Below are 25,933 nucleotides of genomic sequence, written 5' to 3'. Positions count from 1 at the left end.
TGCTGCATGACCTGCACCGAGAGCACACTCAGTACCACCGCGGGCGCGGGCGACCGGCGTCGCTGGTTCGCGCTCGCGATCGTGATGACCGCGGCCTTCATGGACCTCGTCGACGTCACGATCGTCAACATCGCGATCCCGTCGATCCAGCGGGACGCGGGCGCGTCGTTCAGTCAGATCCAGTGGATCACCGCTGGTTACGCGCTCGCCTTCGCAGCCGGGCTCATCACCGGTGGCCGCCTCGGTGACATCCACGGCCGCAAACGCCTCTTCCTCGCCGGTGTGGCCGGGTTCACGCTCGCCTCGGCGCTGTGCGGCTTCGCCGTGAACCCGGAGATGCTCGTCGCCTCGCGGATCCTGCAGGGCGCGATGGCAGCGCTGATGGTGCCGCAGGTGCTGGCGATCGTGCACGCCACCTTCCCGGCGCACGAGCGGGGCAAGGTCTTCGGGCTCTTCGGCGCGATCGTCGGACTGGGGGCGGTCTCGGGGCCGCTGCTCGGCGCACTGCTCACCGAGTGGAACCTGTTCGGGCTGGAATGGCGGCCCATCTTCCTGATCAACCTGCCGGTCGGCATCGTGGCGCTCGTCCTGGGCCGGCGGTTCATCACGGAGTCGAAGGCCCCGCGGGCCCTGCGGCTGGACCTCGTCGGTGTAGCCCTGGTCACCCTCGGCCTGCTGATGCTGCTCTACCCGCTCACTCGAGGCCGTGAGCTGGGCTGGCCGCTGTGGGGCCACCTGTCGATGGTGGGCGCGCTGGTCGTCTTCGCGGTGCTGGTGGCGTACGAGAAGCGGAAGGCGGCACGCGACGGATCCCCGCTCATCGAGCTGTCCCTCTTCCGGGTCAAGAGCTTCGCGGCGGGTATCGCCGTGCAGACGGTGTTCGGGGTCGGCCTCGGCATCTTCTTCCTGGTCTGGACGCTGTACATGCAGGTCGGGCTGGGCTGGAGCGCACTGCGAGCCGGCCTGACGGGGGTGCCGTTCTCGATCGCGGTCTCGGTGGCGGCCGGGATGTCCGTGCAGAAGCTCGTCCCGCGCTTCGGTCGTAAGGTGCTGCAGGCGGGTGCGCTGGTGATGGCGGCCGGCGTCCTTCTCTACATCGTCGAGTCCGACCGGTACGGCCTGGCCATCGCCCCCTGGCAGATGGCGCTGCCGCTGGTGGTCATGGGGTTGGGCATGGGCCTGATCGTGGCCCCGCTGACGGACGCGGTCCTGTCCGGGGTGCCGCGGGAGCACTCCGGTTCGGCATCGGGCCTGATCAACACGGTGCAGCAGATGGGCAACGCACTGGGCCTCGGGTTGGTGTCGGTGGTCTTCTTCGGTGAGATCGGCGACCGGCTGACCCTGCAGCAGGTGGGCCCGGCGTTCGTGCACGCCTTCCAGCACGCCCTCGGCTGGGTCGCGGCCGTGCTGGTGGTGATCTTCCTGCTGATGTTCGCCCTGCCGAAGCGGCCGGCGCAGCACCTGGAGGGCACAGACGGCCCGGAGGCGGCCACCGGCGTGGAGGCGGCCGAGGAGCGGGTGCTCGTCTCCTGAACGGTGCCGGTATCCGGGGCGGTTGTCGAAGGCGCCCGGCGGGACTCGCGCGAAACGCGATTCGCCGGGCGCTGTTGTGTGATGCGGCGGCCGGACTTAACCGCGCCCGGCTCCTTCCACACCCTCGCTTCGCGCGAGCGGGGGCGGTGCCCCACTCTTCCGTGGGCCGCGGGAGCGCGACGGGGCCGAGCGGCGCCGGAAGTGCTCAGCCGCCTCGGCCGAGCGTCGCGGCGCGTCGTTCCATCGCCTGCCGTGCCGCCTCCTCGGTGGCGTACACCTCGCACATGTGCCGTCCGTCCGGCGTCGCCGTGTGCTCGACCTCCCACAGGGACAGCTCCCGGCCGTCCCGTAACAGGAACGCGTGCTCGTAGAGCGAGAAGCACAGCCCCGCCCGCCCCGCGCGCGAGGGCCGCCCGAAGGCCTGGGTGATCTCATGCGCGAAGGCCGAGCGCAGCAGTAACGTCGCCAGGTCCGGGCCCGGCCGGTCCACGTTCTCCGCCCGGCGCAGCAGCCGGCGCGCGTGGTCCGCGGAATCGTCCGGCAGGTACGCGTGGCGGGGCTCGGGGGCCGGCGACAACTGCACGAGGACGGGCAGTTCGACATCGGGTGCGTCCTGCGGCAGCGGAAGCCGGGCCGTGGCGGCGCGCAGCTCCTCCTCGTCCACGTACATCTCGTGCTCCAGAAGACCGCCCGGTCCCGTGTTGTGGGCGAGTTCCCACAAGGTGACCGCCGAGCCGTCCGCGAGCAGCCAGGTATGCCGGTACGTCTCCCGGTACAGCCCGGCGCTGTGGTGCGCGGAGTGCAGTGAACTGTCGTACGCCAGCGCGCAGTCGAGCTGCCCGATGGTCTCGTCGGGCAGCTCGAAGGAGTTCAGGGTGCGGCCGAGGAGTCGGGCGAGGTGCTCCTCAGGAGACTCGGCCGACTCAGGTGGCTCGTACGCTGCCGTCTCGTACGGAACGCTCAAGGTCCCTCCCGGCGTTGCTGCATGTCACCTTGTGGGTGCATACCGTAGCCCCTCGGTCGGACATCATGTCCGAGAACCGAGAAAACGTACGGGGAAAACGGGCGGGCCGCGCGACGAGTTCCCGTGCGGCCCGTCAACTCTCCATACCGCCCAGTTCAGACGGCGCTCCCGGCGGTCCACGCGCTCCACGGCACGTTCCAGCCATTGAGGCCGTTGTCCGGCGCGACCGTCCTGTCGGGGGAGTTCTTGACGATCACGACGTCCCCCATGAGCGAGTTGTCGTAGAACCACTTGGCGGCAGTGGCGCCCTGTCCGCCCTGCACGTCTGTCATCCCCACACACCCGTGGCTGGTGCCCTGGCGTCCGAAGGGCGGGTTGCTCTGGTTGTACCAGTAGTTGCCGTGGATGAAGGTGCCGGAGGTCGTCAGGCGCATCGCGTGTGGCACGTCAGGGATGTCGTACTCGCCGCCCAAGCCGACGGACTGGCTGTTCATGCGCGTCTGCTCGAACTTCTCCGAGATCACCATCTGCCCGTTGTACGTGGTGTTCTGGGGGCTGCCCGTCGACACCGGAATCGTCTTGACGGTCTGCCCGTCCCGCACGACCGTCATCGTCTGCGTGTGCGCGTCCACTGTGGAGACCTGCGAGCGGCCGATGGTGAAGGTCACGGTCTTCTTCTGCACGCCGTAGACGCCGTTCGCGCCCCGCACCCTGTCCAGGTCGATCTTCATCGTGACCTTGGAGCCGGCCTTCCAGTACTCCTCGGGCCGGAAGTCCAGCCGCTGCGCATCGAACCAGTGCCCCACGACCTGCTGCCCGCTGCTCGAGGTCACCGTGATGTGCGACTGCACGGTTTTCCGGTCGGTGATCGCCTTGTCGAAGGTGAACGACACCGGCATGCCGACGCCGACCGTCGTCCCGTCGTCGGGCGTGTACGTCCCGATGAAGCTGTTGGCCGATGTGAGCGTCGTGAAGATGGAGTTGGCGGCCGCCACGCGGTCGTCCATGTCCTTGGCAGTGGCGTTGATCTCGTACTTCGTCCCCCGCTCCAGCCTCTCCTTCGGCTTCCAGGACGTACCGTCCGTGGAGATCTCTCCCGGAACGGCCGTGCCCGTCCCGACCACCGTCATCTTCACGTCGGTCAGCTTCCCGTCACTGACCTTCACCCCGGTCCCGTTGATCGACACACCCGTCGAACCGTCCTTCGCGGAGATGGTGATCTCCGCGGAGGAGGTCTTGGCCGAGTGCTTGCCGTCCTTGTCGTTGTCGGCGTTGGCACTTCCGCCGCAGCCGGTGAGGGTGAGGGCGCCGATCACCAGGGCGGCACTGGCCCCCAGTACGCGCCGCGCTCGCAGGTCCGGCGTTGTCACGGGCTTCTCCAGGTCGTTGTCGTGGTGTGCGTGATCTGTTCGGGTACGTGGACGAAGAGCGAACGCCGCGCCAAAGCGTTCCAACCCACCGCGGTGGGCGGTATCGCGTGACAGAACCGGGACAATCGCCCGGCCCTGGTGCCTACCGTCCTCCGTACAACTCCTCGTACGACGGCCAGGTGCCGCCCGGCCCGGCCACCGGCTCGGCGGCGCGCAGGGCGCTGACGATCGCGCGCGTCACCAGGTCCGCGCCCGCCGCGAGGACCTCGTTGAGGGCGAGGGGACGTGCCGGGGCCAGCTCGCGCGCGCCGGTCGCCAGCGCGAACACCGTGTCCCCGTCGTTGAGCAGATGAACCGGCCGCACTGCACGCGCGATTCCGTCGTGCGCGGTTCCCGCGAGCTTCTGCGCCTGTGCCTTGGTGAGATCGGCATCGGTCGCCACGACCGCGAGGGTCGTGTTCAGCGTGGGCTGCCGGTTCTCCGCGCCGACCTCGGCAAGCCGCCGCCGCGCGGCCTCGTGCACTTCGCGCGCCGGGTGTTCGACCTGGCCCTGGATCAACTCCCCGTACAGGGCGCCCGTCGCCGGCTCCACCGCCGAACCCGCTGCGTTGGCCACGACCAAGGCGCCGACCGTGATTCCCGAGGCGAGCACCGTGCTCGCCGTGCCTACCCCGCCCCTGATCGGCCCGACCACCGCGCCCGTGCCCGCGCCCACGCAGCCCTCCGCGACGGACGCACCCGGCCCACTCCCGGCGGCGGCCTCGACCGCTGCCCGGCCGACGGCCGCGTCCGGCCGGGCCTTGAAGTCGCCACCACGGCCCAGGTCGAAGACGCAGGCGGCGGGTACCACCGGCACCACGTGCGCCGGGTCGGGGCCGACCCGCACTCCGCGTCCGCGCTCCTCCAGCCAGGCCATCACACCCGATGCCGCGTCGAGCCCGTACGCACTGCCGCCCGTCAGGACGACCGCCTCGACCTTCTGCACGAGGTTGCGCGGATCGAGTGCGTCGGTCTCCTTGGTTCCGGGGCCCCCACCGCGCACATCCACGGCCGCGACCGCACCGCCCTCGGGGGCGAGTACGACCGTGGTGCCGGTGAGCCAACCCTCCCCGATCCGTGTGGCGTGCCCTACCCGCAGGCCCGCGACATCCGTCAGAGCGTCAACTGTCATCTGGTCTCCTTCGAGGAAACCCCGTCCTTCAGGGCGGGGTGGGGGTGCCTCCCGCTTGCGGGGGAGAATCGAACCCCTGCGGAGCAGGGCAGGGGACGCCGGCTCGCCGTCAGGGCGGACCGGCGCACTTTCCGTAACTGCCACACGACCCACAAGGCGACGGGCTAGCGTGTGAGTGGTGGGGGTCACCTCTGTGAAGCGGGCGTTCAAGTACCGCTTCTATCCGACCGATGCGCAGGCAGCCGAGCTGTCGCGGACGTTCGGGTGTGTGCGGAAGGTCTACAACCTCGCGCTCGCGGCTCGCACGGAGGCGTGGACGCTGCAGCAGGCCCTGCGCCATCTTCAGACGGCGTTCACCCACTTCTTCGCCAAGCGTGCCAAGTACCCGCGCTTCAAGTCGCGGAAGAAGTCCCGCAAGTGTGCCGAGTACACCACCAGCGCGTTCCGTTTCCGTGAGGGGGAGCTGACACTGGCGAAGATGGCGCAGCCGTTGGACATCGTGTGGTCGCGTCCTCTGCCGGAGGGTGCCACTGCGTCCACGGTGACGGTGTCGCAGTACGCGGCCGGACGCTGGTTCGTGTCTCTCCTGTGTGAGGACCCGACCGTCAAACCGTTCACGGGCAGCGATAACGCTGTCGGTGTGGACGCGGGGCTCGACCACCTGTTGACCCTGTCCACCGGGGAGAAGGTCCACAACCCCCGCCATGAGCGGCGTGACCGCGCACGCCTGGCCAGGGCCCAGCGGGAGTTGTCCCGTAAGGCTAGGGGCGAGGGCGCCAACCGGGCCAAGGCCCGCCAGAAGGTCGCCCGCATCCATGCTCGCATCGCCGACCGCAGGCGCGACTACCTGCACAAGCTCACCACTCGGCTCGTTCGTGAGAACCAAACGATCGTGATCGAGGATCTCACCGTTCGGAACCTGTTGAAGAACGGCCGTCTTGCCCGCGCTATCTCGGATGCGGCGTGGAGCGAGTTCCGTAGCATGCTGGAGTACAAGGCCCGCTGGTACGGCCGCGAGGTGATCGTGATCGACCGCTGGTTCCCGTCCTCCAAGTTGTGCTCGAACTGCGGAAGCCTGCAGAACAAGATGCCGCTGAGTGTCCGCACCTGGACGTGTGGCGACTGCTGCATCACCCACGACCGCGACGAGAATGCCGCGAAGAACCTTCTGGCCGCCGGGCTGGCGGTGTCGGCCTGTGGAGCCGGTGTAAGACCTCAACGGAGCACTCCGGGCGGGCAGTCGGCGATGAAGCAGGAACCCCTACAGCGCGAGCCGTAGGAATCCCCCTCCATCAGGAGGGGGAGCATGCCAAGAGCTCATGATTACTTGCCACTCGGCAAACTTGACCTCACACGCGGCCTTTGGCGCCGTCGTGTCACTCCCGCAGGCACCGTGGCCTCAAGTGCCGTGGTCACCGCCGCCGTCGAGGCGAAGATCAGACAACCCCACAGGAACGCCCACCTGCTGGAGTGCGGACACCTGTGAGAGCGCCGGGCTGTCAGCGGAAGTGGCGGACTTCGAGCGGGCCGGGAGGGGGCGCGTCGGCTCCCTCGCGCACCTTGCGCCCCACTCGCACCACGTACCCCACGAGGCCGACGGCAAGCGGGGTCCGGGCCGCTGGACCGTCGCGGCCCGGACCGCACCCAGAGACGTACCCTGGGGGCATGAGCACTGCCCCCGAACCGCGCGATCCCAAGAACGTGTTGATCTTCGACGACCCGTTGGACCAGCAGTCCACGGACGACACGGACCGCGGGTGGGGCGAGCAGCCACGCACCGACAACGACAGCGCGGCCGACCTGAAGCGCTTCCTCGACGAGAAGCCGCCCCACCACATCTGAACCCAGCGGCGCAAGGAACCAGGAACCGGGTGCCCGGCCGCTGTCCGGACGTGCTCAGCACAACGTCACCGCCAGCCGTGAGGTCGCGCCTGCACCGGCCAGGCGCGCGGCCGTGGCACGCGGTACGGAAAGCAGGAGCAGCGCGCCGCTCTCCGTGAGGTCGACGTCCGGCACCCGTGTCACGCGGGCCCCGGCAGCTACCACCTTCGAGGCGCCGCCGTCGGCCGCGATCACGTCGACCCGGTCGCCGGGCCGCAGCATCCGCACCGTCGCGCCGTCGGCGATCCGCACCGGCGCCGTCACCGTCTCGACCGGGCGTCGCGCCCGTTCGGGTCCGGCCGTCGTGGGGCGTGCTTCGGCGTCAGGATGTCCCCGCGCCCCCTCGGGGCCGCGCGGGCCCGCCGCCACGAGTGCGGTGGCGGTGACCGCCAGGCCCACGGCCAGAACCCGCCTCCGGTTCCTCATGAGACGCCGCAGCCGGCCGCCGCGTACGCGTACGGGGGCGAAGTGCGGCACGGTGCAGGTCGGCGGCGTGTCCGCACGCACCCCGATGTCCGTGTCCGGCGGCCGCACCGCGATGTCCGAGCCCCGGTCCGGCGGGCGTACGGAAGCATCCGAGCGCAGCGGGCTTGCGGAAAGGGGGAGCTGAGCCATGCTGACCACCACCTGCATCGCGAGATCGACGAGATCGAGACGCCATCCACGATGAGGCCTTCGGAGGAAGCTCGTCGGCGGCCGTGGACTACCGGCCGGTTGTGGACAACTCGCTCCCCCGAACGGGAGGTTCCAGGCTCTTGGGGCGACCCTACGGCAGCTCGAAGCCCGGATCCATGCCACCCAGCGCCGTCGTGCACAGGCAGTCCCGCGACTCGTTCGCCGGAAGTCCCGCGACCGCGTCGAACAGCACACCGCGCAGCCGGTCCACGTTCGCCGCGAACACCTGGAGCACCTCGTCGTGCGAGACGCCCTCGCCAGTCTCGGCGCCCGCGTCCAGGTCCGTGACCAGGGTCAACGACGTGTAGCACAGCTCCAGTTCACGAGCGAGCGCGGCCTCGGGGTGGCCGGTCATGCCTACCACGGACCAGCCCTGTGCCTGGTGCCACAACGATTCGGCGCGGGTGGAGAACCGGGGGCCCTCGACCACGACCAGCGTGCCGCCGTCCACCGGCTCCCAGTCCCGCCCGCGCGCCGCCTCCAGCGCGGTCTTGCGGCCGACGGGGCAGTACGGGTCGGCGAGCGAGACGTGCACCACGTGCGGCACGGTCCCGTCGGGCAGCGGCAGCCCGTCGAAGTACGTCTGCGTGCGGCTCTTCGTACGATCCACCAGCTGGTCCGGTACGAGCAGCGTCCCGGGGCCGTACTCGGCGCGCAGCCCGCCCACCGCGCACGGCCCGAGCACCTGCCGCGCCCCGACCGAACGCAGCGCCCACAGGTTGGCGCGGTAGTTGATGCGGTGCGGCGGCAGATGGTGGCCGCGGCCGTGACGGGGGAGGAAGGCGACCCGCCGACCGGCGATCTCGCCGAGGAAGAGGGAGTCGCTGGGTGCGCCGTAGGGGGTGTCGACCTGGACCTCGGTCACGTCGTCCAGGAAGGAATAGAAGCCCGAGCCGCCGATGACACCGATCTCTGCGTTCTCCATGGCGAGCACAGTAGCTGGCCCGGGAAACACCGAAGACCCCGCCGTCGTCACGACGGTGGGGTCTTCCGGCCGGACCTTATGCGGCGGAGCTGGAGGAGGTGGTGCTGCCCGACGACGACCCGGAGCCGGACGAAGACCCGGAGTCGGACGACGAGGAACTCGACGGCTTCGAGGCCGTGGAGGAACTCGACGGCTTCGACGACGCGGGGCTGCTGCTCGAGGACGAGCCGCGGCTGTCGTTGCGGTAGAAGCCGGAGCCCTTGAAGACGATGCCGACGGCGGAGAACACCTTCTTCAGGCGCCCACCGCAGTTGGGGCACTCGGTCAGGGCGTCGTCGGTGAACTTCTGCACCGCCTCGAGGCCCTCGCCGCACTCGGTGCACTGGTACTGGTAGGTCGGCACTTGTCTTCCTCCTGGCACTCTCACTCAATGAGTGCTAACGACGTTCCATAGTGGCGTATTCCTCGGGATCAGTCCACTGATGCCGGTACGCGGTGACCGACGCCACGTGCGGCGGTGCGGTCGCGGGGCTCCGTCGCCAGCCACGACCGCAGTGACACCAGGGTCGCCAGCGCAAGCACCGTACCGGCCATCGGGACCAGGAAACCGGCGCCGTCCCACAGGTGGTCCTCGAGCTGCCCGGCCACCGTGACCGCGGCCGCCTGGCCGAGCGCGACCGCACCGGTCAGCCAGGTGAAGGCCTCGGTGCGGGCTCCGGCCGGGACCAGGCCCTCGACCAGCGTGTAGCCGGTGATCAGGGCGGGCGCGACGCACATGCCCACCAGGAGGCCGAGGCCCGCCAGGACGACCACGGAGTGCGCGGTCCACAGGCCGGATGCGGTGAGTGCAAGGGCCGCGTAGCCGATGACGAGGCGCCGCTGCGGGGCGGCCTTCCAGGCGATGGCGCCGCACACGACACCGGAGAGCATGTTGCCGACGGCGAAGACGCCGTACAGGACGCCGTTCAGGCCGGGCTTGCCGATCGACTCGCTGAACGCGGCGAGCGAGACCTGCATGCCGCCGAAGACGGAACCGATGCCCAGGAAGATCACGGCCAGAACGCGCACCCCGGGGACGCGCAGGGCGGAAGCGTGCTCCACGCGCGCGTGCGCCGCGGCGGCGACGGGCGGCTGCGTGCTCTTCTGTGCCGCGAACAGCAGACCGCCGGCCAGCGTCAGCGCCGCCTCGGTGAGCAGGCCCGCGGCCGGGGCCACGGTGGTGCACAGGGCCGTCGCCAGCAGGGGGCCGAGCACGAAGGTCAGCTCGTCGGTGACGGACTCGAAGGCGGCCGCCGTTGTCATCAGCGGGGAGTCCTGGAGCTTCACGCCCCAGCGGGCGCGCACCATGGGGCCGATCTGCGGCACCGAGGCGCCGGTCGGGACGGCCGCCGCGAACAGTGCCCACAGGGGGGCGTGGGCCAGTGCGAGCGCCGTCAGGGACACACCGGAGACAGAGTGCGCAAGGACGCCGGGGAGCAGTACCGCGCGCTGGCCGTAGCGGTCGGCGAGCCGGCCGCCGTACGGCGCGAACAGCGCCATGGAGACGCCGGTGACCGCCGCGACGGCACCCGCGGCCCCGTACGAGTCGGTCGTGTGCTGCACGAGCAGCACGATGGAGATGGTGAGCATCGCGAACGGCTGGCGCGCCGCGAAGCCGGGGAGCAGAAACGTCCAGGAGCCACGGGTGCGCAGCAACTGTCCGTAGCCCGGACGGGACGACTTCGAGGTGACCGTGGACGCCACGGCCCGTGCCTTTCTGCCGCCTGGTAGCGCCCCCGTACGGGGGCGCCGAGAGCTGTCCTCTTGCGCGGACTGCGGTAGATGCCGACGCCCGCAGAGAGGGGCGCCCCGGCCGCCATACGGTCGCGCCAGCTCTGCGTCAGGCAGAGTTGGTTCGATCAGGGTGCGCCTTGATTGTACAGAACATGGGTTCGAGCAACCTGTGAAAACAGGTGGCGCTGGGGCTTCCACCTGGGATTACCAGTGGGTGTGAACCGTACGAAACCCACCCTTGATCGACGCTCGCGCCGGCGTCACGCCCGCCCCGGAGCGCGCCCGCGAGGCCGCGCCGAACGCTGCGGAATCCCGTCAGCGGCCGGGCGCCGCCTTCTCGGGCGTCCCCAGCCAGTCGGCCAGCTTGCCACCCTGGCCGACGGCCCGAAGCCGTCTCTCCGCCGCGTCGCGGACCTGGTCCGTGGCGACCACGAGGAGTTCGTCGCCGTGCTGCAGCACCGTCGTCGGCAGCGGCACGGAGGACTTCCCGTCCCTCACGACGAGGGTGACGGCGGACCCGGCCGGCAGCCGCAGCTCGTTGATCTCGACGCCGTGCATCCGTGACCCCTTGGGGATCGCCACGGACAGCAGATGTCCGCGCAGCCTCTCCAGGGGTGCCGACTCGATGCCGAGGTCGGCGGCCTCGGGGCCCTCGCCCAGGCGCAGGCTGCGGGCGAGCCACGGCAGCGTCGGCCCCTGGACCAGGGTGTAGACGACGACCAGTACGAAGACGATGTTGAAGATGCGGTGGGTGGCGTCGACGCCGTTGACCATGGGAATCGTCGCCAGGATGACGGGCACCGCGCCGCGTAGCCCGGCCCACGACAACAGTGCCTGCTCCTGCCACGGCACCCGGAAGGGCGCCAGGCTCGCGACCACGCTCAGTGGCCGCGCCACCATGGTCAGCACCAGGCCGATCACCAGGGCGGGCAGGATGTCGCCGCCCAGCTCGTGCGGGGTGACCAGCAGTCCGAGCAGGACGAACATCCCGATCTGGGCGATCCAGCCGAGACCCTCGGCGAAACCGCGCGTGGCGGGCCAGTGCGGCAGCTTCGCGTTGCCGAGCACCATGGACGCGAGGTAGACGGCGAGGAAGCCGCTGCCGTGTGCCAGTGCGCCGGCCGCGTAGGCGGTGACCGCGATGGCCATGACGGCGATGGGGTAGAGGCCGGAGGCGGGCAGCGCCACGTGCCGCAGGCCCCAGGAGCCGAGCCAGCCCACCGCGAGGCCGATGGCGGCACCGATGGCCAGCTCCAGCGCTATCTCGCCCAGGAGTACGTACCAGTGTTCGAGCGGACCCGCGGTGGAGAAGGCGACGACGAGGATGACCACCGGGGCGTCGTTGAAGCCGGACTCGGCCTCCAGAACGCCCTTCACGCGCGCGGGGAGGGGTACTTTCCGCAGTACCGAGAAGACGGCCGCCGCGTCCGTCGAGGACACCACCGCTCCGATGATGAGCGCCTGCCGCCACCCGAGACCGGTCAGGTAGTGTGCGGCGGCGGCGGTGATGCCGACGCTCACCGTGACGCCCACGAGGGCCAGTGAGGAGGCCGCCGGCAGGGCCGGTCTGATCTCCTTCCACTTCGTGCCCAGGCCGCCCTCGGCCAGGATGACGACCAGGGCCGCGTACCCCATGACCTGGGTCAGCGCCGCGCTGCTGAAGTAGACGTGGCCGAACCCGTCCTGGCCCAGGGCCATGCCGATGCCCAGGTAGAGGAGCAGGCTGGGGAGCCCGCTGCGCGACGAGATCCGGACGGCTGCCACCGCGACGAGCAGTACGAGTGCGCAGATGAGCAGGAGTTGGTTGAGGTGGTGGACAGTCAGTGGCCGTTCCCTTCTCGCTGATCCGCGCGCCGCGATGCGAACGCTTCGATCCGAGCACGTGAAGCCGGTTGCTACCACGGACTTCAACGCAACTACTTCATTACTTTACCTAACTCTTGACGCTTTCTTGACGCTCCGCGGCGACGGCACTCGAACTCCGGTCCGGGCGGGTTCCCGACTCCGCGTCAAGGCAAGGCGGATCCTGCGCCTATGGTTGCTCCAGCGCTCAGTACGAAGCACAGCCCGCCCTGCCGCTCGCGTAAGGACAGCAAGGACAGCGATGCCCCCCAACACCACCGCCTCTTCCGGCCAGAAGCCCGGCAAGTCCGGCAGGAAGAAGGGGCGCAGAGCCCGTCTGCTCGTGATCGTCCTGGTTCTGGCTCTCGTGGGAGGCGTCGGCTACGGCGGGTACTGGTCCGTCAGTACCGTGCGCGCCTCCTTCCCGCAGACCAGCGGCTCGGTCACCCTCGACGGCCTCTCGGGCCCCGTCGACGTCAAGCGCGACGGCTACGGGGTGCCGCAGATCTACGCCTCGTCGGACGCGGACCTGTTCATGGCGCAGGGTTACGTCCAGGCGCAGGACCGGTTCTACGAGATGGACGTGCGCCGCCACATGACGTCCGGACGCCTGTCCGAGATGTTCGGCAAGAGCCAGGTGAAGACCGACGAGTTCCTGCGCACCCTGGGCTGGGACCGGGTGGCCCGCAAGGAGTACGACACCAAGCTGTCGGCCTCCACCAAGGCGTACCTCCAGGCGTATGCCAAGGGCGTCAACGCCTACCTGAAGGGCAAGGACAACAAGGACATCTCCCTGGAGTACGCGGCCCTGGGCTTCTCCCACGACTACACGCCCGAGGCCTGGACCCCCGTCGACTCGGTCGCCTGGCTCAAGGCGATGGCCTGGGACCTGCGCGGCAACATGCAGGACGAGATCGACCGTTCCTTGATGACCAGCCGCCTCGGCCCGAAGCAGATCGCCGACCTGTACCCGCAGTACCCGTACGCACGCAACAAGGCGATCGTCCAGGAGGGCCAGTACAACGCCCTGACCCAGACGTTCGCACGGGGCTCGACGGCGGGCACGCAGTCGACCGCGACGAACGGAACCTCGACGTCGACCGCGACCACGATGTCGGCCGGCTCGGCTCTGCAGAGCCAGCTGACGGGCCTCTACAAGGTCCTGGACAACGTGCCGACGGCCGTCGGCGTGAACGGCCACGGCATCGGCTCCAACTCCTGGGTCGTCGCCGGCAAGCACACCATCACCAACAAGCCGCTGCTGGCCAACGACCCGCACCTGTCGGCCTCGTTGCCGTCGGTCTGGTACCAGATGGGCCTGCACTGCACGGCGGTCTCCAGCAAGTGCCAGTACGACGTCACGGGTTACACCTTCGCGGGTATGCCCGGCGTGATCATCGGCCACAACCAGAACATCGCCTGGGGCATGACCAACTCCGGTGTCGACGTCACCGACCTCTACCTGGAGAAGCTGTCCGGCGACGGCTACCTGTACGACGGCAAGGTGAAGCCGTTCACCACCCGCACCGAAACGATCAAGATCGCCGGCGGCGGGTCCAAGAAGATCGTCGTGCGTGAGACGAACAACGGCCCCCTGCTGTCCGACCGCGACGACGAGCTCGTCAAGGTCGGCAAGAAGGCCGGCGTCGCCACCGCCGCGCCCGACCGCGGCGACGGCTACGGCATAGCGCTGCGCTGGACCGCCCTGGACCCCGGCAAGTCCATGGACGCCGTCTTCGCGATAGACAAGGCCTCGAACTGGACGGAGTTCCGCCAGGGAGCCCGGTCCTTCGACGTTCCCTCGCAGAACCTGATCTACGCCGACACCGAGGGCCACATCGGCTACCAGCTGCCCGGAAGGATCCCGGCGCGCAAGAAGGGCGACGGCGGTTCGCTCCCGGTGCCGGGCTGGGACTCGAAGTACAGCTGGAATGATCAGTACATCCCGCAGGACGCGCTGCCCTACGAGTTCGACCCGAAGCGCGGCTACATCGTCACCGCCAACCAGGCCGTGATCGACAAGGACAAGTACCCCTACACGCTCACCACGGACTGGGGCTACGGCACGCGCAGCCAGCGGATCGCCGACCTGATCGAGTCGAAGATCAAGGGCGGCGGCAAGATCTCGACCGACGACATGCGGCAGATGCAGCTCGACAACAGCAGCGAGATCGCCAGGCTCCTGGTGCCCAAGCTGCTCAAGATCGACGTCTCCGACAAGTACGTCCGTGAGGCGCAGAAGCTGCTGGAGGGCTGGGACTACACCCAGAACTCCGACTCGGCGGCGGCCGCGTACTTCAACGCCGTCTGGCGCAACATCCTCAAGCTCGCCTTCGGCAACAAGCTGCCCAAGGAGCTGCGGGTCAAGGGGCAGTGCCTGTGGGTGGAGCCGGTCACCAGCACCGGGCCCGCGGACGAGAACCAGAAGGTGCGCGAGTGCGGTCAGCGCGACGCGGACCAGGCGCAGCCGGACGGTGGCGACCGCTGGTTCGAGGTGGTGCGCAACATCATCGACGATCAGAAGAACGACTGGTGGCAGTCGCCCAAGACGCGCACCGAGCCGGCCACGGAGACGCGCGACGAACTGTTCGCGCGCGCCTTGAAGGACGCCCGCTGGGAGCTGACCGCCAAGCTCGGCAAGGACATCGACACCTGGAGCTGGGGCCGGCTGCACCGCCTGTTCCTGAAGAACCAGACCCTGGGCACCGGCGGTCCCGGCATAGTGCGGTACATGCTCAACCGCGGTCCCTGGAAGATCGACGGCGGTGAGGCGACGGTGAACGCCACCGGCTGGAACGCGGCGGGCGGCTACAGCGCGATCTGGGTGCCGTCGATGCGGATGGTGGTCAACCTGGACGACCTCGACAAGTCCAAGTGGATAAACCTCTCCGGTGCCTCGGGCCACGCCTACAGCGACCACTACACCGATCAGACGGACAAGTGGGCCAAGGGCGAACTGCTGTCGTGGCACTTCTCGAAGGGCGCGGTCGACAAGAACACGACCGACACCCTGGTGCTCAAGCCCTGACCTGACGGTCCCGGCAGGAAACGGCCCTCCACGCGCGCGTGGAGGGCCGTTTCGCGTACGGGCACGGATCGGGGCAGCCGGGAGCCCGACGGCGGGGCTCAGCGAAAGCGGCGTACGCCCGACGGCGTCACCACCGCGTGCACCGGCCGGTCGTGCGCCTCCTCGGGAACCCGCTCGACGACCTCCGTGTCGTACAGCAGCACCACCAGCGCGGGGTCGGTGCCCGCACGCTCCAGGCGGTCCAGTACCCGGTCGTACGAGCCGCCGCCGCGCCCCAGCCGCATGCCGCGCGCGTCGACGGCCAGGCCGGGTAGCAGCACGGCGTCGGCCTCCTCGACGGCCTCCGGGCCCAGCCGCTCCCCGGCGGGCTCCAGGAGGGCCATCCGCCCGCCGTGCCGGACGCGTACGAGGGAGTCCGGCCCGGCGTACACCGCCCAGTCGAGGTCGTTGTCGGGCAGGAGCGCCGGGAGCAGAACCCGCACACCCCGCGCGCGCAGCGCGTCCAGGAGCGCGAGAGTGCCCGGTTCGCTTCCCACGGAGACGTACGCGGCGACCGTGCGTGCGTGCCCGAGTTCGGTCAGCTCCAGCGCGTGCCCGGCGAGCGCCGCCGCCGCTTCGCGCACGTCATCCGCGGTCAACCCGCTTCTCACCGCGAGGAAGTCGCGCCGCAACCTTCTTTTGTCAGCCTCTGTCTCGTGTCCCATGGGAACCACAGGTCACTACCCCACCTTTCGTAAATGCGCTCATATGAGAGCCAATTGTCTGGAAGTACAGATTCCGTGCATAGCCAGCGGATATGGTTGCGAGCATGACTGAGTCGCACCCCAGGATCACCAAGGCTGTCATTCCCGCGGCGGGCCTTGGCACCCGGTTCCTGCCGGCCACCAAAGCCACTCCCAAGGAGATGCTGCCGGTCGTGGACAAGCCCGCGATCCAGTACGTGGTCGAGGAGGCCGTGGCCGCTGGTCTCGATGACGTCCTGATGATCACCGGCCGCAACAAGCGCCCTCTCGAGGACCACTTCGACCGCAACTATGAACTCGAGTCGGCCCTGGAGAAGAAGCAGGACGCCGAACGGCTCGCGAGGGTCCAGGAGTCCAGCGATCTCGCCACCATCCACTACGTCCGCCAGGGCAATCCCAAGGGCCTCGGTCATGCCGTGCTGTGCGCCGCCCCGCACGTCGGCCACGAGCCCTTCGCCGTCCTCCTCGGCGACGACCTGATCGACCCGCGCGACCCCCTGCTGGCGCGCATGGTCGAGGTCCAGGAGCAGCACGGCGGCAGCGTCGTCGCGCTCATGGAGGTCGCTCCGGAGCAGATCCACCTCTACGGATGCGCCGCCGTGGAGTCCACCGAGGACGGCGACGTCGTCAAGGTGACCGGCCTGATCGAGAAGCCGGACCCGGCGGACGCCCCGTCGAACTACGCGGTCATCGGCCGCTACGTCCTCGACCCGAACATCTTCGGCATCCTCCGCAACACCGAGCCGGGCCGCGGCGGCGAGATCCAACTCACCGACGCCCTCCAGCAACTCGCCGAGGACGAGAAGGTCGGGGGCCCGGTGCACGGCGTCGTCTTCGAGGGCCGCCGCTATGACACCGGCGATCGTGGCGACTACCTGCGTGCCATTGTCAGGCTCGCGTGCGAACGTGAAGACCTGGGCCCGGACTTCCGGACCTGGCTTCGCAGTTTTGTAGCCGAGGAGATGTAGCGATCTTGAGCGCCGCCGTGACCCGGACCAGCGGGCAGGAACACCTCTGGTCGGTGGATGAACACCTGAAGGACATCCTCGCCACCGTCCGCCCCCTGGAACCCATCGAGCTGAACCTGCTCGACGCCCAGGGCTGCGTTCTGGTCGACGAGGTCACGGTGCCGGTCTCGTTGCCGCCGTTCGACAACAGCTCGATGGACGGATACGCGGTGCGGGTCGCCGACGTCGAGGGCGCGAGCGAGGAGTTCCCGGCCTCCCTCACGGTGATCGGGGATGTCGCGGCGGGCTCGGCCGACCTGCTTGACGTCGGGCCCGGTCAGGCCGCGCGCATCATGACCGGCGCCCCGCTGCCGCCCGGCGCCGAGGCCGTCGTGCCCGTGGAGTGGACCGACGGCGGGCTGGGCGGCGGCCCGGTCTCCGGGATGCGCGCCGGCAGCCTGTCACCCGAGGGCGCCACCGGGCAGGTGCGGGTCCACCGTCCGGTCGAGGCCCGCGCGCATGTGCGCGCGAAGGGCAGCGACGTGAAGGCCGGTGACCTCGCCCTCGCGGCGGGCACCGTCCTCGGTCCGTCGCAGATCGCGCTGCTCGCGGCGATCGGCTGCGGCACGGTACGTGTGCGCCCGCGCCCACGCGTGGTCGTCATGTCCACCGGGAGCGAACTCGTCCAGCCCGACGAGGAATTGGCGAGCGGCCAGATCTACGACTCCAACAGCTTCGCCCTCACCGCCGCCGCCCGGGACGCCGGTGCCATCGCCTACCGGGTCGGCGCGGTCGCCGACGACGCCGAGACGCTGCGCTCCGCCATCGAGGACCAGCTCGTCCGTGCCGACCTCATGGTCACCACCGGAGGAGTGAGCGTGGGGGCGTACGACGTGGTGAAGGAGGCGCTCTCCGCTGTCGGCGACGACAACCGCGCCGGCGACGACGACGGCGACGGTGACGGCGGCGGCGACGGTGATGAAGCGGGCCGCGGCGTCGAGTTCCGCAAGCTCGCCATGCAGCCCGGCAAACCCCAGGGCTTCGGATTGATCGGCCCCGACCACACGCCGCTGCTCGCACTGCCGGGCAACCCGGTGTCGTCGTACGTCTCCTTCGAGCTGTTTGTCCGCCCCGTGATCCGCACCCTGATGGGCCTGGAGGACGTCCACCGGCCCAGAACCAGCGCCGTCCTGCACGCGGACAAGGCGCTGACCTCGCCCGCGGGCCGTCGGCAGTTCCTGCGCGGGAAGTACGGCGACGGCGCGGTGACCCCGGTCGGCGGCGCCGGATCTCACCTGATCGCGGCCCTCGCACAGGCCGACGCGCTGATCGTCGTGCCCGAGGCCGACACGGCGGTCGAGCCGGGCACCGAGGTCGAGGTGGTCCTGCTCGGCTGAGCGGTCCGGTCGCAGCACCAGATCCGGACGAGAGGCTCCAGGGCTTCGCCTGCACGCGTCGACTTGGCGGTACCGTGTCGCGCACAGCAGGCCCGCATGCCGTACCGCGTCGGGCCCGGACCGGGAGCGCCGCAGCACATGAGTACGCACGACCGACTGACCCACATCGACGACGCGGGAGCCGCCCGCATGGTCGACGTCTCCGGGAAGGACGTGACCGCGCGCACCGCGCGCGCCAGCGGCCGTGTCCTGGTCTCGCCGCGCGTGGTGGAGCTGCTGCGCGGCGAGGGCGTCCCCAAGGGCGACGCGCTCGCCACGGCGCGGATCGCGGGGATCATGGGCGCCAAGCGCACACCCGACCTGATCCCGCTGTGCCATCCGCTGGCGGTGTCGGGCGTGAAGCTGGATCTGTCGGTGGCGGACGACGCCGTCGAGATCACGGCCACCGTGAAGACCACCGACCGCACGGGCGTCGAGATGGAGGCCCTCACCGCGGTCAGCGTCGCGGCTCTGACCGTGATCGACATGGTCAAGGCGGTCGACAAGGGGGCGGTGATCACGGACGTGCGCGTGGAGGAGAAGACGGGCGGCACCTCGGGCGACTGGAGCCGGGCGTGACGGCCCCGGTCGAGCCGCCGACGGGGAACGCTCTCTCGGCGGCGTACTCCGCCCTGGTGGTGACCGCGTCGAACCGCGCGGCGGCGGGCGTGTACGAGGACAAGGGAGGGCCTCTGATCGCGGAGGCGCTCATCCGGTCCGGCTTCGCGGTCGACGGACCGTGGGTGGTTCCGGACGGGGAACCGGTGGAGAACGCGCTGCGGGTCGGCTCTCGCGCGGGCTACGACGTGATCGTGACCACCGGCGGCACCGGTGTCTCGCCCACCGACCGCACCCCCGAGGCCACCCGTGCGGTGATCGACTACGAGGTGCCGGGCATTCCCGAGGCCATCAGAGCGTTCGGAAGGGAGAAGGTGCCCACGGCGTCGCTGTCCCGGGGTCTCGCCGGCGTCGCCGAAGGGACCTTGATCGTCAACCTGCCGGGATCCACCGGCGGCGTGAAGGACGGACTGGCCGTCCTGGAACCCCTGCTGATGCACGCCGTCGACCAGATCCGCGGCGGCGACCACCGCAGGGCCGACGCGGGCGGCTCCGTGACCGGCGAGGACCCCGGACCGAGTGGGGGTGCGAGCTGAACAGCCCATCCTGGCCCGTCGAACTGGCGGACGGCGATGTCGTCCTCCGGCCGATAAAGCTGCGCGACCAGCGGGTCTGGCGCGAGGTCAACCGCCGCAACCGGAACTGGCTGCGGCCGTGGGAGGCGACCATTCCGCCACCCACGCCCGGCGGCCCGATCACGCACCGGCCGACCTACCGCCAGATGGTCCGGCATCTGCGCGGCGAGGCCAACGCGGGCCGGATGCTGCCCTTCGTCATCGAGTACCAGGGTCGGCTCGCCGGACAGTTGACGGTGGCCGGGATCACCTGGGGATCGATGTGCTCGGGCCACATCGGCTACTGGGTGGACGAGGCGGTCGCCGGCCGCGGGGTGACGCCGACGGCCGTGGCCCTCGCCGTCGACCACTGCTTCCGGACCGTCGGGTTGCACCGCATCGAAGTCTGCATTCGCCCCGAGAACGGGCCGAGCCGCCGGGTGGTGGAGAAGCTCGGATTCCGCGAGGAAGGGCTCCGGCCGCGTTATCTGCACATCGACGGGGCGTGGCGGGACCACCTCGTCTTCGCGCTCACCGTGGAAGAGCTGCCCGAGGGATTGCTGGCGCGCTGGCACCGTGCGCGCTACGGACAGACCGGCACGCCGGGCCCGGGTTCGCGGGCGCGGAGAGCGGGCACGGATCCGGGGAAGCCGGTCAACCCACTGAAATAAAAAATATGTTCGAAATCGATCGGTTACTGATTGTCTCGGTCCTCTGAATTAGCGGTTCCGGTGGCCTGCTGATCGCATCGGTCCCAAAAAAAGCTCGAAATATCAGCCAGATCGTGCGACACACCGGCCCAATTGGCGGATGGCCTCACGCAATCCCCTCTACCGTGTGAGACGTGAGCAGCAGCGGCCTCATCTACGCAGTCATTGTCGGGGCCTGGGCCGCCTACTTGGTGCCGATGTGGCTCCGTAGGCAGGACGAGTTGAACGAGTCTCGTCCGACAGAACGCTTCAGTACCGCCATCCGGCTGCTGTCCGGACGGGCGGGCATGGAGCGTCGATACGCCAAGGACCTGCGGGCGCGCTCCGCCGAAGAGGGGGAGCACAGTGCCCTCCCGGACGGCGTCACCAGCTCGGTGGACGTCCGGGACTTCGCCATGCCTCCGACCGAGCCGCAGGCACGGCCGGGCGCGGAGCCGGAGGGCCCCCGAAGAGGGTCGGCGGGCAAGGTGGCGCCCAGGCCTGCGGCGCAGGCACCCTCCGGTGCGGAGCCGGCGGCCGAGCGGCCGCCTGTGGACAAGCGTGTGCCCCGGGCGCGGAAGGCACCCTCGGCGGAGGCTGCGGCGCGCGCCCGACGCTCGAAGGTGCTCGCGCGCCGGCAGCGTACGACTGTGGCGCTCTTCGTCGCGTTCACGCTCGGCGCGATCGTCGCCGCGGTCGGAGGCCTCGCCTTCCTGTGGGCGCCCGGCGCGCCCGCCGTGCTGCTGAGCGCGTACATCGTGTATCTGCGGGTGCAGGAGCGGAAGCGGTACACGTACACGATGGACCGGCGGCGGGCCGAGGCGGCGGCGCAGCGGCTCAGGGAGCGGCAGCCCAGGCGCCGGCCCCCGGTCGACCCCCACTTGGACGAACCTGAGGACGGGCCCGAGCCGGAAAGCGACCCCGGGATGTCCGCGCTCGCCGCCGACCGCCGGGCGCTCGTCGAGCAGACCGACCACGCGGAGTGGGTGGACCAGCAGCGCGAGCGGCAGCGCCGGCCGGGCCACGGGGAGACCTGGGACCCGGTCCCGGTGCCGCTGCCGACGTATGTGACCGCGCCGGTCGCCCCGCGGGCGACGCCGAGCGTGGACCTCGGGGCGCCGGACGCGTGGAGTTCCGCCCGGTCGAGCGCGGCGGAGGCGACAGCGCCGGTACCTGGGGCGTCGGTGTCCGGGGCCGAGCCGGAGCCGGGGCAGCCCGGAGCCGGGGCGGCGGAGCCCGGGGACGGCGGCCGGAGCGACGCCCGACGGGCGGCGTCCGCGCGGCGGTCCCGGGAGCGGGGGCGTACGCCACTGTTCGACCAGTACGAGGACGGGGAACGGCCGCGGGCCGCCAACGAGTAGGTGTCCCGGCGGCCTGCCGCACCCCGTGGTGCTGACCTGGGCGGAACGGATTTCCGGACTCGCCGATCGGGATGCTAGAGTTTCACTCGTTGCAAGGGCCTGTGGCGCAGTCCGGTAGCGCACCTCGTTCGCATCGAGGGGGCCAGGGGTTCAAATCCCCTCAGGTCCACCGCAACAACTCCTTGAGTCTCAGGGAGTTGAAAAGATCCCGTTCGGTCGGAAGACCGGGCGGGATCTTCGTCGTTTCCGGGGTCTGTTCGAGGGGTGGCGTTGCCGATGTCGGTCCCGTCACGCTTGGAGACGGCCGTGGATGCCTTCGTGGTGTGGCGGATGGGGTCGTAGGCGGCAATCATCAGCCGTCGGGCAGGAATCGATGTCCTGCTGGAACTCAGTGGCCTTGACGTCGCCGACGCCGTCGGCGGGGATGGTGATGCCAAACTCGCCGCAGACCCGGGGCAGTTCGTCCGCTGGTGGTGGGTCAGCCGTTCATTTCGGGGGAGTTGGGTCGGGCGGCAGGCGGGGCCGTCAGTCTGTCGGCCCGTCCTCGTTCGCCGGTGCGTCGGCGGAGGGCGTCTCAGGGCGTACGAAGGTTCCCTTGATCGGGACGGTGATGACCAGACCTTGATCGCGTAGATCGCGGACGGCTCGGCGGATGGTGTTGACGGCTACGCCGTACTGCTCCGCGAGGTCGCGCTCGGCGGGAAGGCGTGCACCCACAGGCAGCCGCCCGGTCTGAATCTGCTCGGCGATGTGGTGCACGACCTGGAGATACACGTAGACGTGACTTGCCGGGTCGGGTCGCCAATCACGCTCATCAGCCATGGATGCACGCTAAAGCGCCGAGTAGCGCGGCACCACATATGGATGCAACCACATGCTTCCTATTGCTACCTAACGCACCCTGATGCAGAGTGGGCAGACAACATGAAGACCCCGGCGGCCTGGCAGGGCCCCGGGGCACGGCCAACGCTTACCAGGAGCGTCGACATGTACGACCTTATCCGCCGCACCGCTCATGGGCTGAGGCTTCTCTTCGGCCCCGGCACCGGAACCCACCGCGCGGGCGCCCCTCGCCTCCACCGCCATCACCCCGCGTACCTCAACCGGCGTGTGATCGGTGCGGAGAAGGCGGTGGCCTGATGGATGCCCGCACCACGCTTCGGCTGCTGCCCTGGCTCCCGCCCGACGGCAAACCCTGCTTCCTCGCTAACGCCGCCGAGGGCGGATACCTCTCGCGGATGGCCGACGAGACCGAGGCCCTGCAACTCACCGAGGGCCTGGAGGTGCTCGTCGAGGCACGACGGGTGCTGGGTGATCCTCTGTCCCCGAACGTCGAGGTGCGGTACGCCGCGATCCGGCTGTCCGAATGCCTCGCCGACGTACTGCGCTTCGCGGAGTCCCGCGGCCGACGCCTGCCCACGCAGGACAGTGAAGACGCCACCGGCCGTGAGTCCGGCGACGGAACTGGTGACAACCCGGGCGCTCGGTCGTGATCCCCCGTGCCGGGTACTGGACCCAGCAAGGGGACCTGGCAGCGAACGGCTCACCCGGGCCGTCGAGGCGGGCTGTCGTCGAAGACACGGTGCGTCAAAGGAGCACGAAGGAGTACATCCGGCCATGAGTGCACACGCCGCAGAGTCCACGCCGGTCATCCCGCCCATGCCCGAGCGGAACCCGAAGGCGCTGCGCGCTGCCATCGCGAAGCACGCTCCCCAACTTCTTCCCGACTTCGACGAGCACTGGAAGCGGACGATCGCCGATACCTACGACATCGGGCCGCTGCCGGCGTTCATGGCCCGTTGGTGGGGTGAGTACGCGATCGCACGTGATCCCGAGCTTGACGCCCACATGGCTGACCTCCACCACCGCGCGGCAGAGTCCACCGACATCGCCGAGGCCAAGGCCCTCCTCGAGGAAGCTTCGAGGATCCGCCACAGGGCGCGGGACACGGAGCCTGGCCAGTGACCGACGAGTTCATGGGACCGCCTTGGCAGATGGACTGGCGGTTCGACGCTCTGGCCGACCGCGATGGACTGCCTGAGCCGGCCCAGAAGATTGTCGACGAGGCCCGCGCCGAACTGGTCACCGCCAAGGACCCGTAGAGATCTTCTGGCAGTGATCTCAGATCGTGAGGAAGACGTTGATGATCACGCCGACCACGACCGCCGCAAGGACGACCCAGGGCCACATGGGGCGTTCTTTGGCCGGCTTCCATCCGCTGGGTTCTGGCATGGCTGCTCCTCGCTGCTGAACGGTGTCGGGCCGGGGGCCCTCGGACCATCCTGGGCCGGGCGACCGCGCATTTCAGTGAGGCTGGCTTCCGATCTCCGGGTGCAGTTCTCTACACCCCGTCGTCGCGCCTGTCCTTGAGCAGTCGCCGACGGCCACGCCCTGTGGGCCGAGCGGAAGCACACCGCGCCCTCAAGCCCGCAGATAGGCCAGCACCGCGAGAACCCGGCGGTGGCCGCTCTCCGGTGTGGGCATGCCGAGCTTGGCGAAGATGTTCCCGATGTGCTTGTTCACCGAGCTTTCCACGATGAACAGCGTCTCGGCGATGGTGCTGTTGTTGTGCCCCTGCGCCATCAGGGCGAGCACCTCGCGCTCCCGGCGTGTCAGCGAGGCCAGCGGATCGTCGCCGACCGCAGGGATCATCAGCTGGGAGATGACCTCGGGATCCATCACGGTCCCGCCCTCGGCGACTCGCTGCAGAGCCTCCAGAAACTCGTCGGTGCGTCCCACCCGGTCCTTGAGGAGATAGCCGACCCCGGATGCGCTCTGTGCCAGCAGTTCCGAGGCGTAGGCCCGCTCGACGTACTGAGAGAGCACCAGGACCGGGAGGTCCGGCAGGCTCTTGCGAACCTCGACCACTGCCCTGAGGCCGCCGTCCCGGAAGTCGGGCGGGAGGCGTACGTCCACGACGGCCACATCGGGGCGGTGCCCGAGCAGCGCACCGGGCAGATCGTCCGCGTTGTCGACGGTCGCGCACACGTCGTGCCCCTCGCCGGTCAGCAGCAGCTCCAGTCCGTCGCGCAGCAGAACGTTGTCCTCGGCAATCAGGATCCGCATGGAATCTCCACTTTCAGTACGGTCGGTCCGCCGTGCGGACTGACCAGTTCCGTGGTGCCGTCGAATGCGGCAACCCGGCGCTTGAGGCCGAGAATTCCGCCGCCGGCGTCCGCCGACGCGCCTCCGCGGCCGTCGTCCTCGATTCTGATGGAGATCGCTTTTTCGGTGATGCGCAGCCATACCAGCGCGGCCTGCGCGCCGCTGTGCTTGGCGACATTGGCCAGCGCCTCGGACACGACGAAGTAGGCCGCCGTCTCCACCGCGGCGGGAGCCCGGTCCGTCGTCCCGTCCGCGTCGATTCTCACCGGCACCTCGGACAGGGCCGCCAGGGTCCGTACGGCGTCGACCAGACCGCGGTCGGCGAGGACGGGCGGATAGATTCCGCGCACCAGATTCCGCAGCGACTTCAGGGCCTGCTCGGTCAGTTGCTGCGTTGCTTCCACCATCTCCGGAACCTGCTCCGGCCGTTGGGCGAGAGCACGCTTGATCATGCCCAGGCGCAGCGACACGGCGACGATTCCGGCCTGGGCCCCGTCGTGCAGATCGCGCTCGATGCGCCGCAGTTCGGCGGCGTGCGCGTCCAGCGCCTCGGCTCGACTGGCCGCCAACTCGCGTACTCGTTGATCCAGTCGCACCTGCGGCCGGGCGGTCAGCAGCCACCGGGAGGCCTCGCCGTGTGCCCGGGCCAGCAGCCAGGTCACGCGCATCGCGATCACGGAGCCTACGAGGCCCACGAACAGTGCGGCGACCGCCTTGCCCCAGGAGTCGACGGTGAGGGCGAGGATCGCATCGCGTTCGCCGGGGGCAAGCTTCCACCACAGCGGCGTGGTAAGCCAGTTGGCCACTCTTCCGCACACGCTCAGCGTCAGCAGGCACAGCGCGCTGCCCGGAATGGCATGCGCCGGGAGCCACACCAGATCCTTGCGTACCGCGGGGTCACGCAGCGAAGGCCGAGAACGTGGTGGCGCGTGCGGGGCCTGGTCGCGGTAAGTGGTCTGCAGGGGCCGCTCGGTCAGCCGGCCGACTTGCCCGCGGTGGAAGTTCGCGTACCGACGCAGCAGCCGCAGCGTGCTCGGGAGCAGCAGGAATCCGGTGCCCACAAGGCAGAGCACGAAGACGATGACGACCAGGTACAGCAGCGCCACACCGAGCAACCCGGTGCCCAGGCTCACGAAGATGTAGGTGATGGCTGATGGGAAGCGGATCACCGTCCGGCGGACCCAGAGCTCGGGATGCGCGCGCCCTGATGCGCGGAGACCGGGTGCTCGCACCGTTCTTCGACGCTCCCGAGTCGACATCGGGGGCAGCCTACCAGCGGGAGTGATCTCGCAGAGGGGCAGTTAAGTGCACCTGAGAG

26 protein-coding genes and 1 tRNA gene are annotated in these 25,933 nt (G+C 69.7%); 15 read left to right on the top strand and 12 right to left on the bottom strand.

Going from position 1 to position 25,933, the window contains the following annotated elements; translation table 11 throughout:
- Positions 1-6 precede the first annotated feature (6 nt).
- The gene (locus ACWDEX_RS02570; RefSeq protein ID WP_450461286.1) at positions 7-1,533 is read left to right on the top strand and encodes an MFS transporter; all 1,527 of its coding nucleotides are present in this window, start codon (positions 7-9) and stop codon (positions 1,531-1,533) included.
- A gap of 205 nt (positions 1,534-1,738) precedes the next feature.
- Here the strand turns inward: ACWDEX_RS02570 and ACWDEX_RS02565 are convergent, their stop codons facing one another.
- From ACWDEX_RS02565 to ACWDEX_RS02555, 3 genes are all read right to left on the bottom strand, one after another.
- Positions 1,739-2,497 carry a DUF6227 family protein gene (locus ACWDEX_RS02565; RefSeq protein WP_450461285.1) on the bottom strand — a complete coding sequence of 253 codons (759 nt, stop codon included), beginning with the start codon at positions 2,495-2,497 and terminating at the stop codon, positions 1,739-1,741.
- A gap of 155 nt (positions 2,498-2,652) precedes the next feature.
- Positions 2,653-3,867, bottom strand: a complete 1,215-nt coding sequence (locus ACWDEX_RS02560; RefSeq protein WP_450461284.1) for a L,D-transpeptidase — start codon at positions 3,865-3,867, stop codon at positions 2,653-2,655.
- 142 nt (positions 3,868-4,009) lie between these two features.
- Positions 4,010-5,038, bottom strand: coding sequence for a P1 family peptidase (locus tag ACWDEX_RS02555; protein WP_450461283.1), 1,029 nt, complete (start codon positions 5,036-5,038; stop codon positions 4,010-4,012).
- Positions 5,039-5,216: 178 nt separating this feature from the next.
- Here ACWDEX_RS02555 and ACWDEX_RS02550 point away from each other — a divergent pair, with 178 nt between their 5' ends.
- Positions 5,217-6,317, top strand: a complete 1,101-nt coding sequence (locus tag ACWDEX_RS02550; RefSeq protein ID WP_450461282.1) for an RNA-guided endonuclease InsQ/TnpB family protein — start codon at positions 5,217-5,219, stop codon at positions 6,315-6,317.
- Between the two features lie 386 nt (positions 6,318-6,703).
- Positions 6,704-6,880: a hypothetical protein gene (locus ACWDEX_RS02545; protein ID WP_450461281.1), complete on the top strand. Its 177-nt coding sequence runs from the start codon at positions 6,704-6,706 to the stop codon at positions 6,878-6,880.
- A 54-nt stretch (positions 6,881-6,934) separates the two neighbouring features.
- On the opposite strand, the gene ACWDEX_RS02540 is transcribed toward ACWDEX_RS02545, so the two are convergent.
- From ACWDEX_RS02540 to ACWDEX_RS02520, 5 genes are all read right to left on the bottom strand, one after another.
- Entirely contained in the window at positions 6,935-7,534 is a 600-nt protein-coding gene (locus ACWDEX_RS02540; RefSeq protein WP_450461280.1) for a hypothetical protein, read from the bottom strand.
- A 151-nt stretch (positions 7,535-7,685) separates the two neighbouring features.
- Positions 7,686-8,519 (bottom strand): S-methyl-5'-thioadenosine phosphorylase, encoded by an 834-nt coding sequence (locus ACWDEX_RS02535; RefSeq protein WP_450461279.1) that lies wholly within the window; start codon positions 8,517-8,519, stop codon positions 7,686-7,688.
- 76 nt (positions 8,520-8,595) lie between these two features.
- Positions 8,596-8,922 carry an FmdB family zinc ribbon protein gene (locus tag ACWDEX_RS02530; RefSeq protein WP_450461277.1) on the bottom strand — a complete coding sequence of 109 codons (327 nt, stop codon included), beginning with the start codon at positions 8,920-8,922 and terminating at the stop codon, positions 8,596-8,598.
- A 68-nt stretch (positions 8,923-8,990) separates the two neighbouring features.
- Positions 8,991-10,262 (bottom strand): MFS transporter, encoded by a 1,272-nt coding sequence (locus ACWDEX_RS02525; RefSeq protein WP_450461276.1) that lies wholly within the window; start codon positions 10,260-10,262, stop codon positions 8,991-8,993.
- Positions 10,263-10,607: 345 nt separating this feature from the next.
- Complete coding sequence (locus ACWDEX_RS02520) at positions 10,608-12,152, bottom strand: potassium/proton antiporter (RefSeq protein ID WP_450461369.1); 1,545 nt, start codon at positions 12,150-12,152, stop codon at positions 10,608-10,610.
- A gap of 244 nt (positions 12,153-12,396) precedes the next feature.
- Here ACWDEX_RS02520 and ACWDEX_RS02515 point away from each other — a divergent pair, with 244 nt between their 5' ends.
- A complete protein-coding gene (locus ACWDEX_RS02515; protein WP_450461275.1) occupies positions 12,397-15,162 on the top strand; it encodes a penicillin acylase family protein in 2,766 nt (921 codons plus the stop codon).
- Between the two features lie 98 nt (positions 15,163-15,260).
- Here ACWDEX_RS02515 and ACWDEX_RS02510 read toward each other — a convergent pair whose 3' ends face one another.
- Complete coding sequence (locus ACWDEX_RS02510; RefSeq protein WP_450461274.1) at positions 15,261-15,866, bottom strand: 5-formyltetrahydrofolate cyclo-ligase; 606 nt, start codon at positions 15,864-15,866, stop codon at positions 15,261-15,263.
- Positions 15,867-15,970: 104 nt separating this feature from the next.
- On the opposite strand from ACWDEX_RS02510, the gene galU reads away from it, so the two are divergent.
- The 7 genes from galU (at position 15,971) to ACWDEX_RS02475 (ending at position 21,679) form a co-directional block, all read left to right on the top strand.
- Positions 15,971-16,873: a UTP--glucose-1-phosphate uridylyltransferase GalU gene (gene galU, locus ACWDEX_RS02505; RefSeq protein ID WP_450461273.1), complete on the top strand. Its 903-nt coding sequence runs from the start codon at positions 15,971-15,973 to the stop codon at positions 16,871-16,873.
- 5 nt (positions 16,874-16,878) lie between these two features.
- The gene (gene glp, locus ACWDEX_RS02500; protein WP_450461272.1) at positions 16,879-18,249 is read left to right on the top strand and encodes a molybdotransferase-like divisome protein Glp; all 1,371 of its coding nucleotides are present in this window, start codon (positions 16,879-16,881) and stop codon (positions 18,247-18,249) included.
- 138 nt (positions 18,250-18,387) lie between these two features.
- The gene (moaC, locus tag ACWDEX_RS02495; protein ID WP_450461271.1) at positions 18,388-18,867 is read left to right on the top strand and encodes a cyclic pyranopterin monophosphate synthase MoaC; all 480 of its coding nucleotides are present in this window, start codon (positions 18,388-18,390) and stop codon (positions 18,865-18,867) included.
- Entirely contained in the window at positions 18,864-19,442 is a 579-nt protein-coding gene (locus tag ACWDEX_RS02490; protein ID WP_450461270.1) for a MogA/MoaB family molybdenum cofactor biosynthesis protein, read from the top strand. Before moaC ends, ACWDEX_RS02490 begins: the two co-directional genes overlap by 4 nt.
- Positions 19,439-20,131 carry a GNAT family N-acetyltransferase gene (locus tag ACWDEX_RS02485; protein ID WP_450461368.1) on the top strand — a complete coding sequence of 231 codons (693 nt, stop codon included), beginning with the start codon at positions 19,439-19,441 and terminating at the stop codon, positions 20,129-20,131. The genes ACWDEX_RS02490 and ACWDEX_RS02485 overlap by 4 nt, the downstream gene beginning before the upstream one ends.
- Positions 20,132-20,304: 173 nt before the next feature.
- Positions 20,305-21,510 carry a divisome protein SepX/GlpR gene (gene sepX, locus ACWDEX_RS02480; RefSeq protein ID WP_450461269.1) on the top strand — a complete coding sequence of 402 codons (1,206 nt, stop codon included), beginning with the start codon at positions 20,305-20,307 and terminating at the stop codon, positions 21,508-21,510.
- 95 nt (positions 21,511-21,605) lie between these two features.
- Positions 21,606-21,679, top strand: a tRNA-Ala gene (locus ACWDEX_RS02475).
- 356 nt (positions 21,680-22,035) lie between these two features.
- On the opposite strand, the gene ACWDEX_RS02470 is transcribed toward ACWDEX_RS02475, so the two are convergent.
- Positions 22,036-22,332, bottom strand: coding sequence for a winged helix-turn-helix domain-containing protein (locus ACWDEX_RS02470; RefSeq protein WP_450461268.1), 297 nt, complete (start codon positions 22,330-22,332; stop codon positions 22,036-22,038).
- 165 nt (positions 22,333-22,497) lie between these two features.
- On the opposite strand from ACWDEX_RS02470, the gene ACWDEX_RS02465 reads away from it, so the two are divergent.
- The 4 genes from ACWDEX_RS02465 (at position 22,498) to ACWDEX_RS02450 (ending at position 23,612) form a co-directional block, all read left to right on the top strand.
- Entirely contained in the window at positions 22,498-22,650 is a 153-nt protein-coding gene (locus ACWDEX_RS02465) for a hypothetical protein (protein ID WP_450461267.1), read from the top strand.
- Positions 22,650-23,003: a hypothetical protein gene (locus ACWDEX_RS02460; protein ID WP_450461266.1), complete on the top strand. Its 354-nt coding sequence runs from the start codon at positions 22,650-22,652 to the stop codon at positions 23,001-23,003. Before ACWDEX_RS02465 ends, ACWDEX_RS02460 begins: the two co-directional genes overlap by 1 nt.
- Before the next feature lie 124 nt (positions 23,004-23,127).
- Positions 23,128-23,475 carry a DUF6247 family protein gene (locus tag ACWDEX_RS02455; RefSeq protein WP_450461265.1) on the top strand — a complete coding sequence of 116 codons (348 nt, stop codon included), beginning with the start codon at positions 23,128-23,130 and terminating at the stop codon, positions 23,473-23,475.
- Positions 23,472-23,612, top strand: coding sequence for a hypothetical protein (locus ACWDEX_RS02450; protein ID WP_450461264.1), 141 nt, complete (start codon positions 23,472-23,474; stop codon positions 23,610-23,612). Before ACWDEX_RS02455 ends, ACWDEX_RS02450 begins: the two co-directional genes overlap by 4 nt.
- Before the next feature lie 319 nt (positions 23,613-23,931).
- On the opposite strand, the gene ACWDEX_RS02445 is transcribed toward ACWDEX_RS02450, so the two are convergent.
- Complete coding sequence (locus ACWDEX_RS02445) at positions 23,932-24,576, bottom strand: LuxR C-terminal-related transcriptional regulator (RefSeq protein ID WP_450461263.1); 645 nt, start codon at positions 24,574-24,576, stop codon at positions 23,932-23,934.
- The gene (locus ACWDEX_RS02440; RefSeq protein WP_450461262.1) at positions 24,564-25,748 is read right to left on the bottom strand and encodes a sensor histidine kinase; all 1,185 of its coding nucleotides are present in this window, start codon (positions 25,746-25,748) and stop codon (positions 24,564-24,566) included. Before ACWDEX_RS02440 ends, ACWDEX_RS02445 begins: the two co-directional genes overlap by 13 nt.
- Between the last annotated feature and the right edge of the window lie 185 nt (positions 25,749-25,933).

Source organism: Streptomyces sp. NPDC001020 (assembly GCF_053599115.1).
This window is presented reverse-complemented; position numbering and strand designations above follow the sequence as displayed.

Excerpts from the sequence above, each read along its gene's own strand:
- ACWDEX_RS02455 (WP_450461265.1), top strand. The coding sequence starts at position 23,128 with ATGAGTGCACACGCCGCAGAGTCCACGCCGGTCATCCCGCCCATGCCC.
- ACWDEX_RS02555 (WP_450461283.1), bottom strand. The coding sequence starts at position 5,038 with ATGACAGTTGACGCTCTGACGGATGTCGCGGGCCTGCGGGTAGGGCAC.
- ACWDEX_RS02470 (WP_450461268.1), bottom strand. The coding sequence starts at position 22,332 with ATGGCTGATGAGCGTGATTGGCGACCCGACCCGGCAAGTCACGTCTAC.
- galU (WP_450461273.1), top strand. The coding sequence starts at position 15,971 with ATGACTGAGTCGCACCCCAGGATCACCAAGGCTGTCATTCCCGCGGCG.
- ACWDEX_RS02570 (WP_450461286.1), top strand. The coding sequence starts at position 7 with ATGACCTGCACCGAGAGCACACTCAGTACCACCGCGGGCGCGGGCGAC.
- ACWDEX_RS02540 (WP_450461280.1), bottom strand. The coding sequence starts at position 7,534 with ATGGCTCAGCTCCCCCTTTCCGCAAGCCCGCTGCGCTCGGATGCTTCC.
- ACWDEX_RS02545 (WP_450461281.1), top strand. The coding sequence starts at position 6,704 with ATGAGCACTGCCCCCGAACCGCGCGATCCCAAGAACGTGTTGATCTTC.
- ACWDEX_RS02465 (WP_450461267.1), top strand. The coding sequence starts at position 22,498 with ATGTACGACCTTATCCGCCGCACCGCTCATGGGCTGAGGCTTCTCTTC.
- ACWDEX_RS02510 (WP_450461274.1), bottom strand. The coding sequence starts at position 15,866 with ATGGGACACGAGACAGAGGCTGACAAAAGAAGGTTGCGGCGCGACTTC.
- ACWDEX_RS02445 (WP_450461263.1), bottom strand. The coding sequence starts at position 24,576 with ATGCGGATCCTGATTGCCGAGGACAACGTTCTGCTGCGCGACGGACTG.
- ACWDEX_RS02535 (WP_450461279.1), bottom strand. The coding sequence starts at position 8,519 with ATGGAGAACGCAGAGATCGGTGTCATCGGCGGCTCGGGCTTCTATTCC.
- ACWDEX_RS02460 (WP_450461266.1), top strand. The coding sequence starts at position 22,650 with ATGGATGCCCGCACCACGCTTCGGCTGCTGCCCTGGCTCCCGCCCGAC.
- ACWDEX_RS02515 (WP_450461275.1), top strand. The coding sequence starts at position 12,397 with ATGCCCCCCAACACCACCGCCTCTTCCGGCCAGAAGCCCGGCAAGTCC.
- moaC (WP_450461271.1), top strand. The coding sequence starts at position 18,388 with ATGAGTACGCACGACCGACTGACCCACATCGACGACGCGGGAGCCGCC.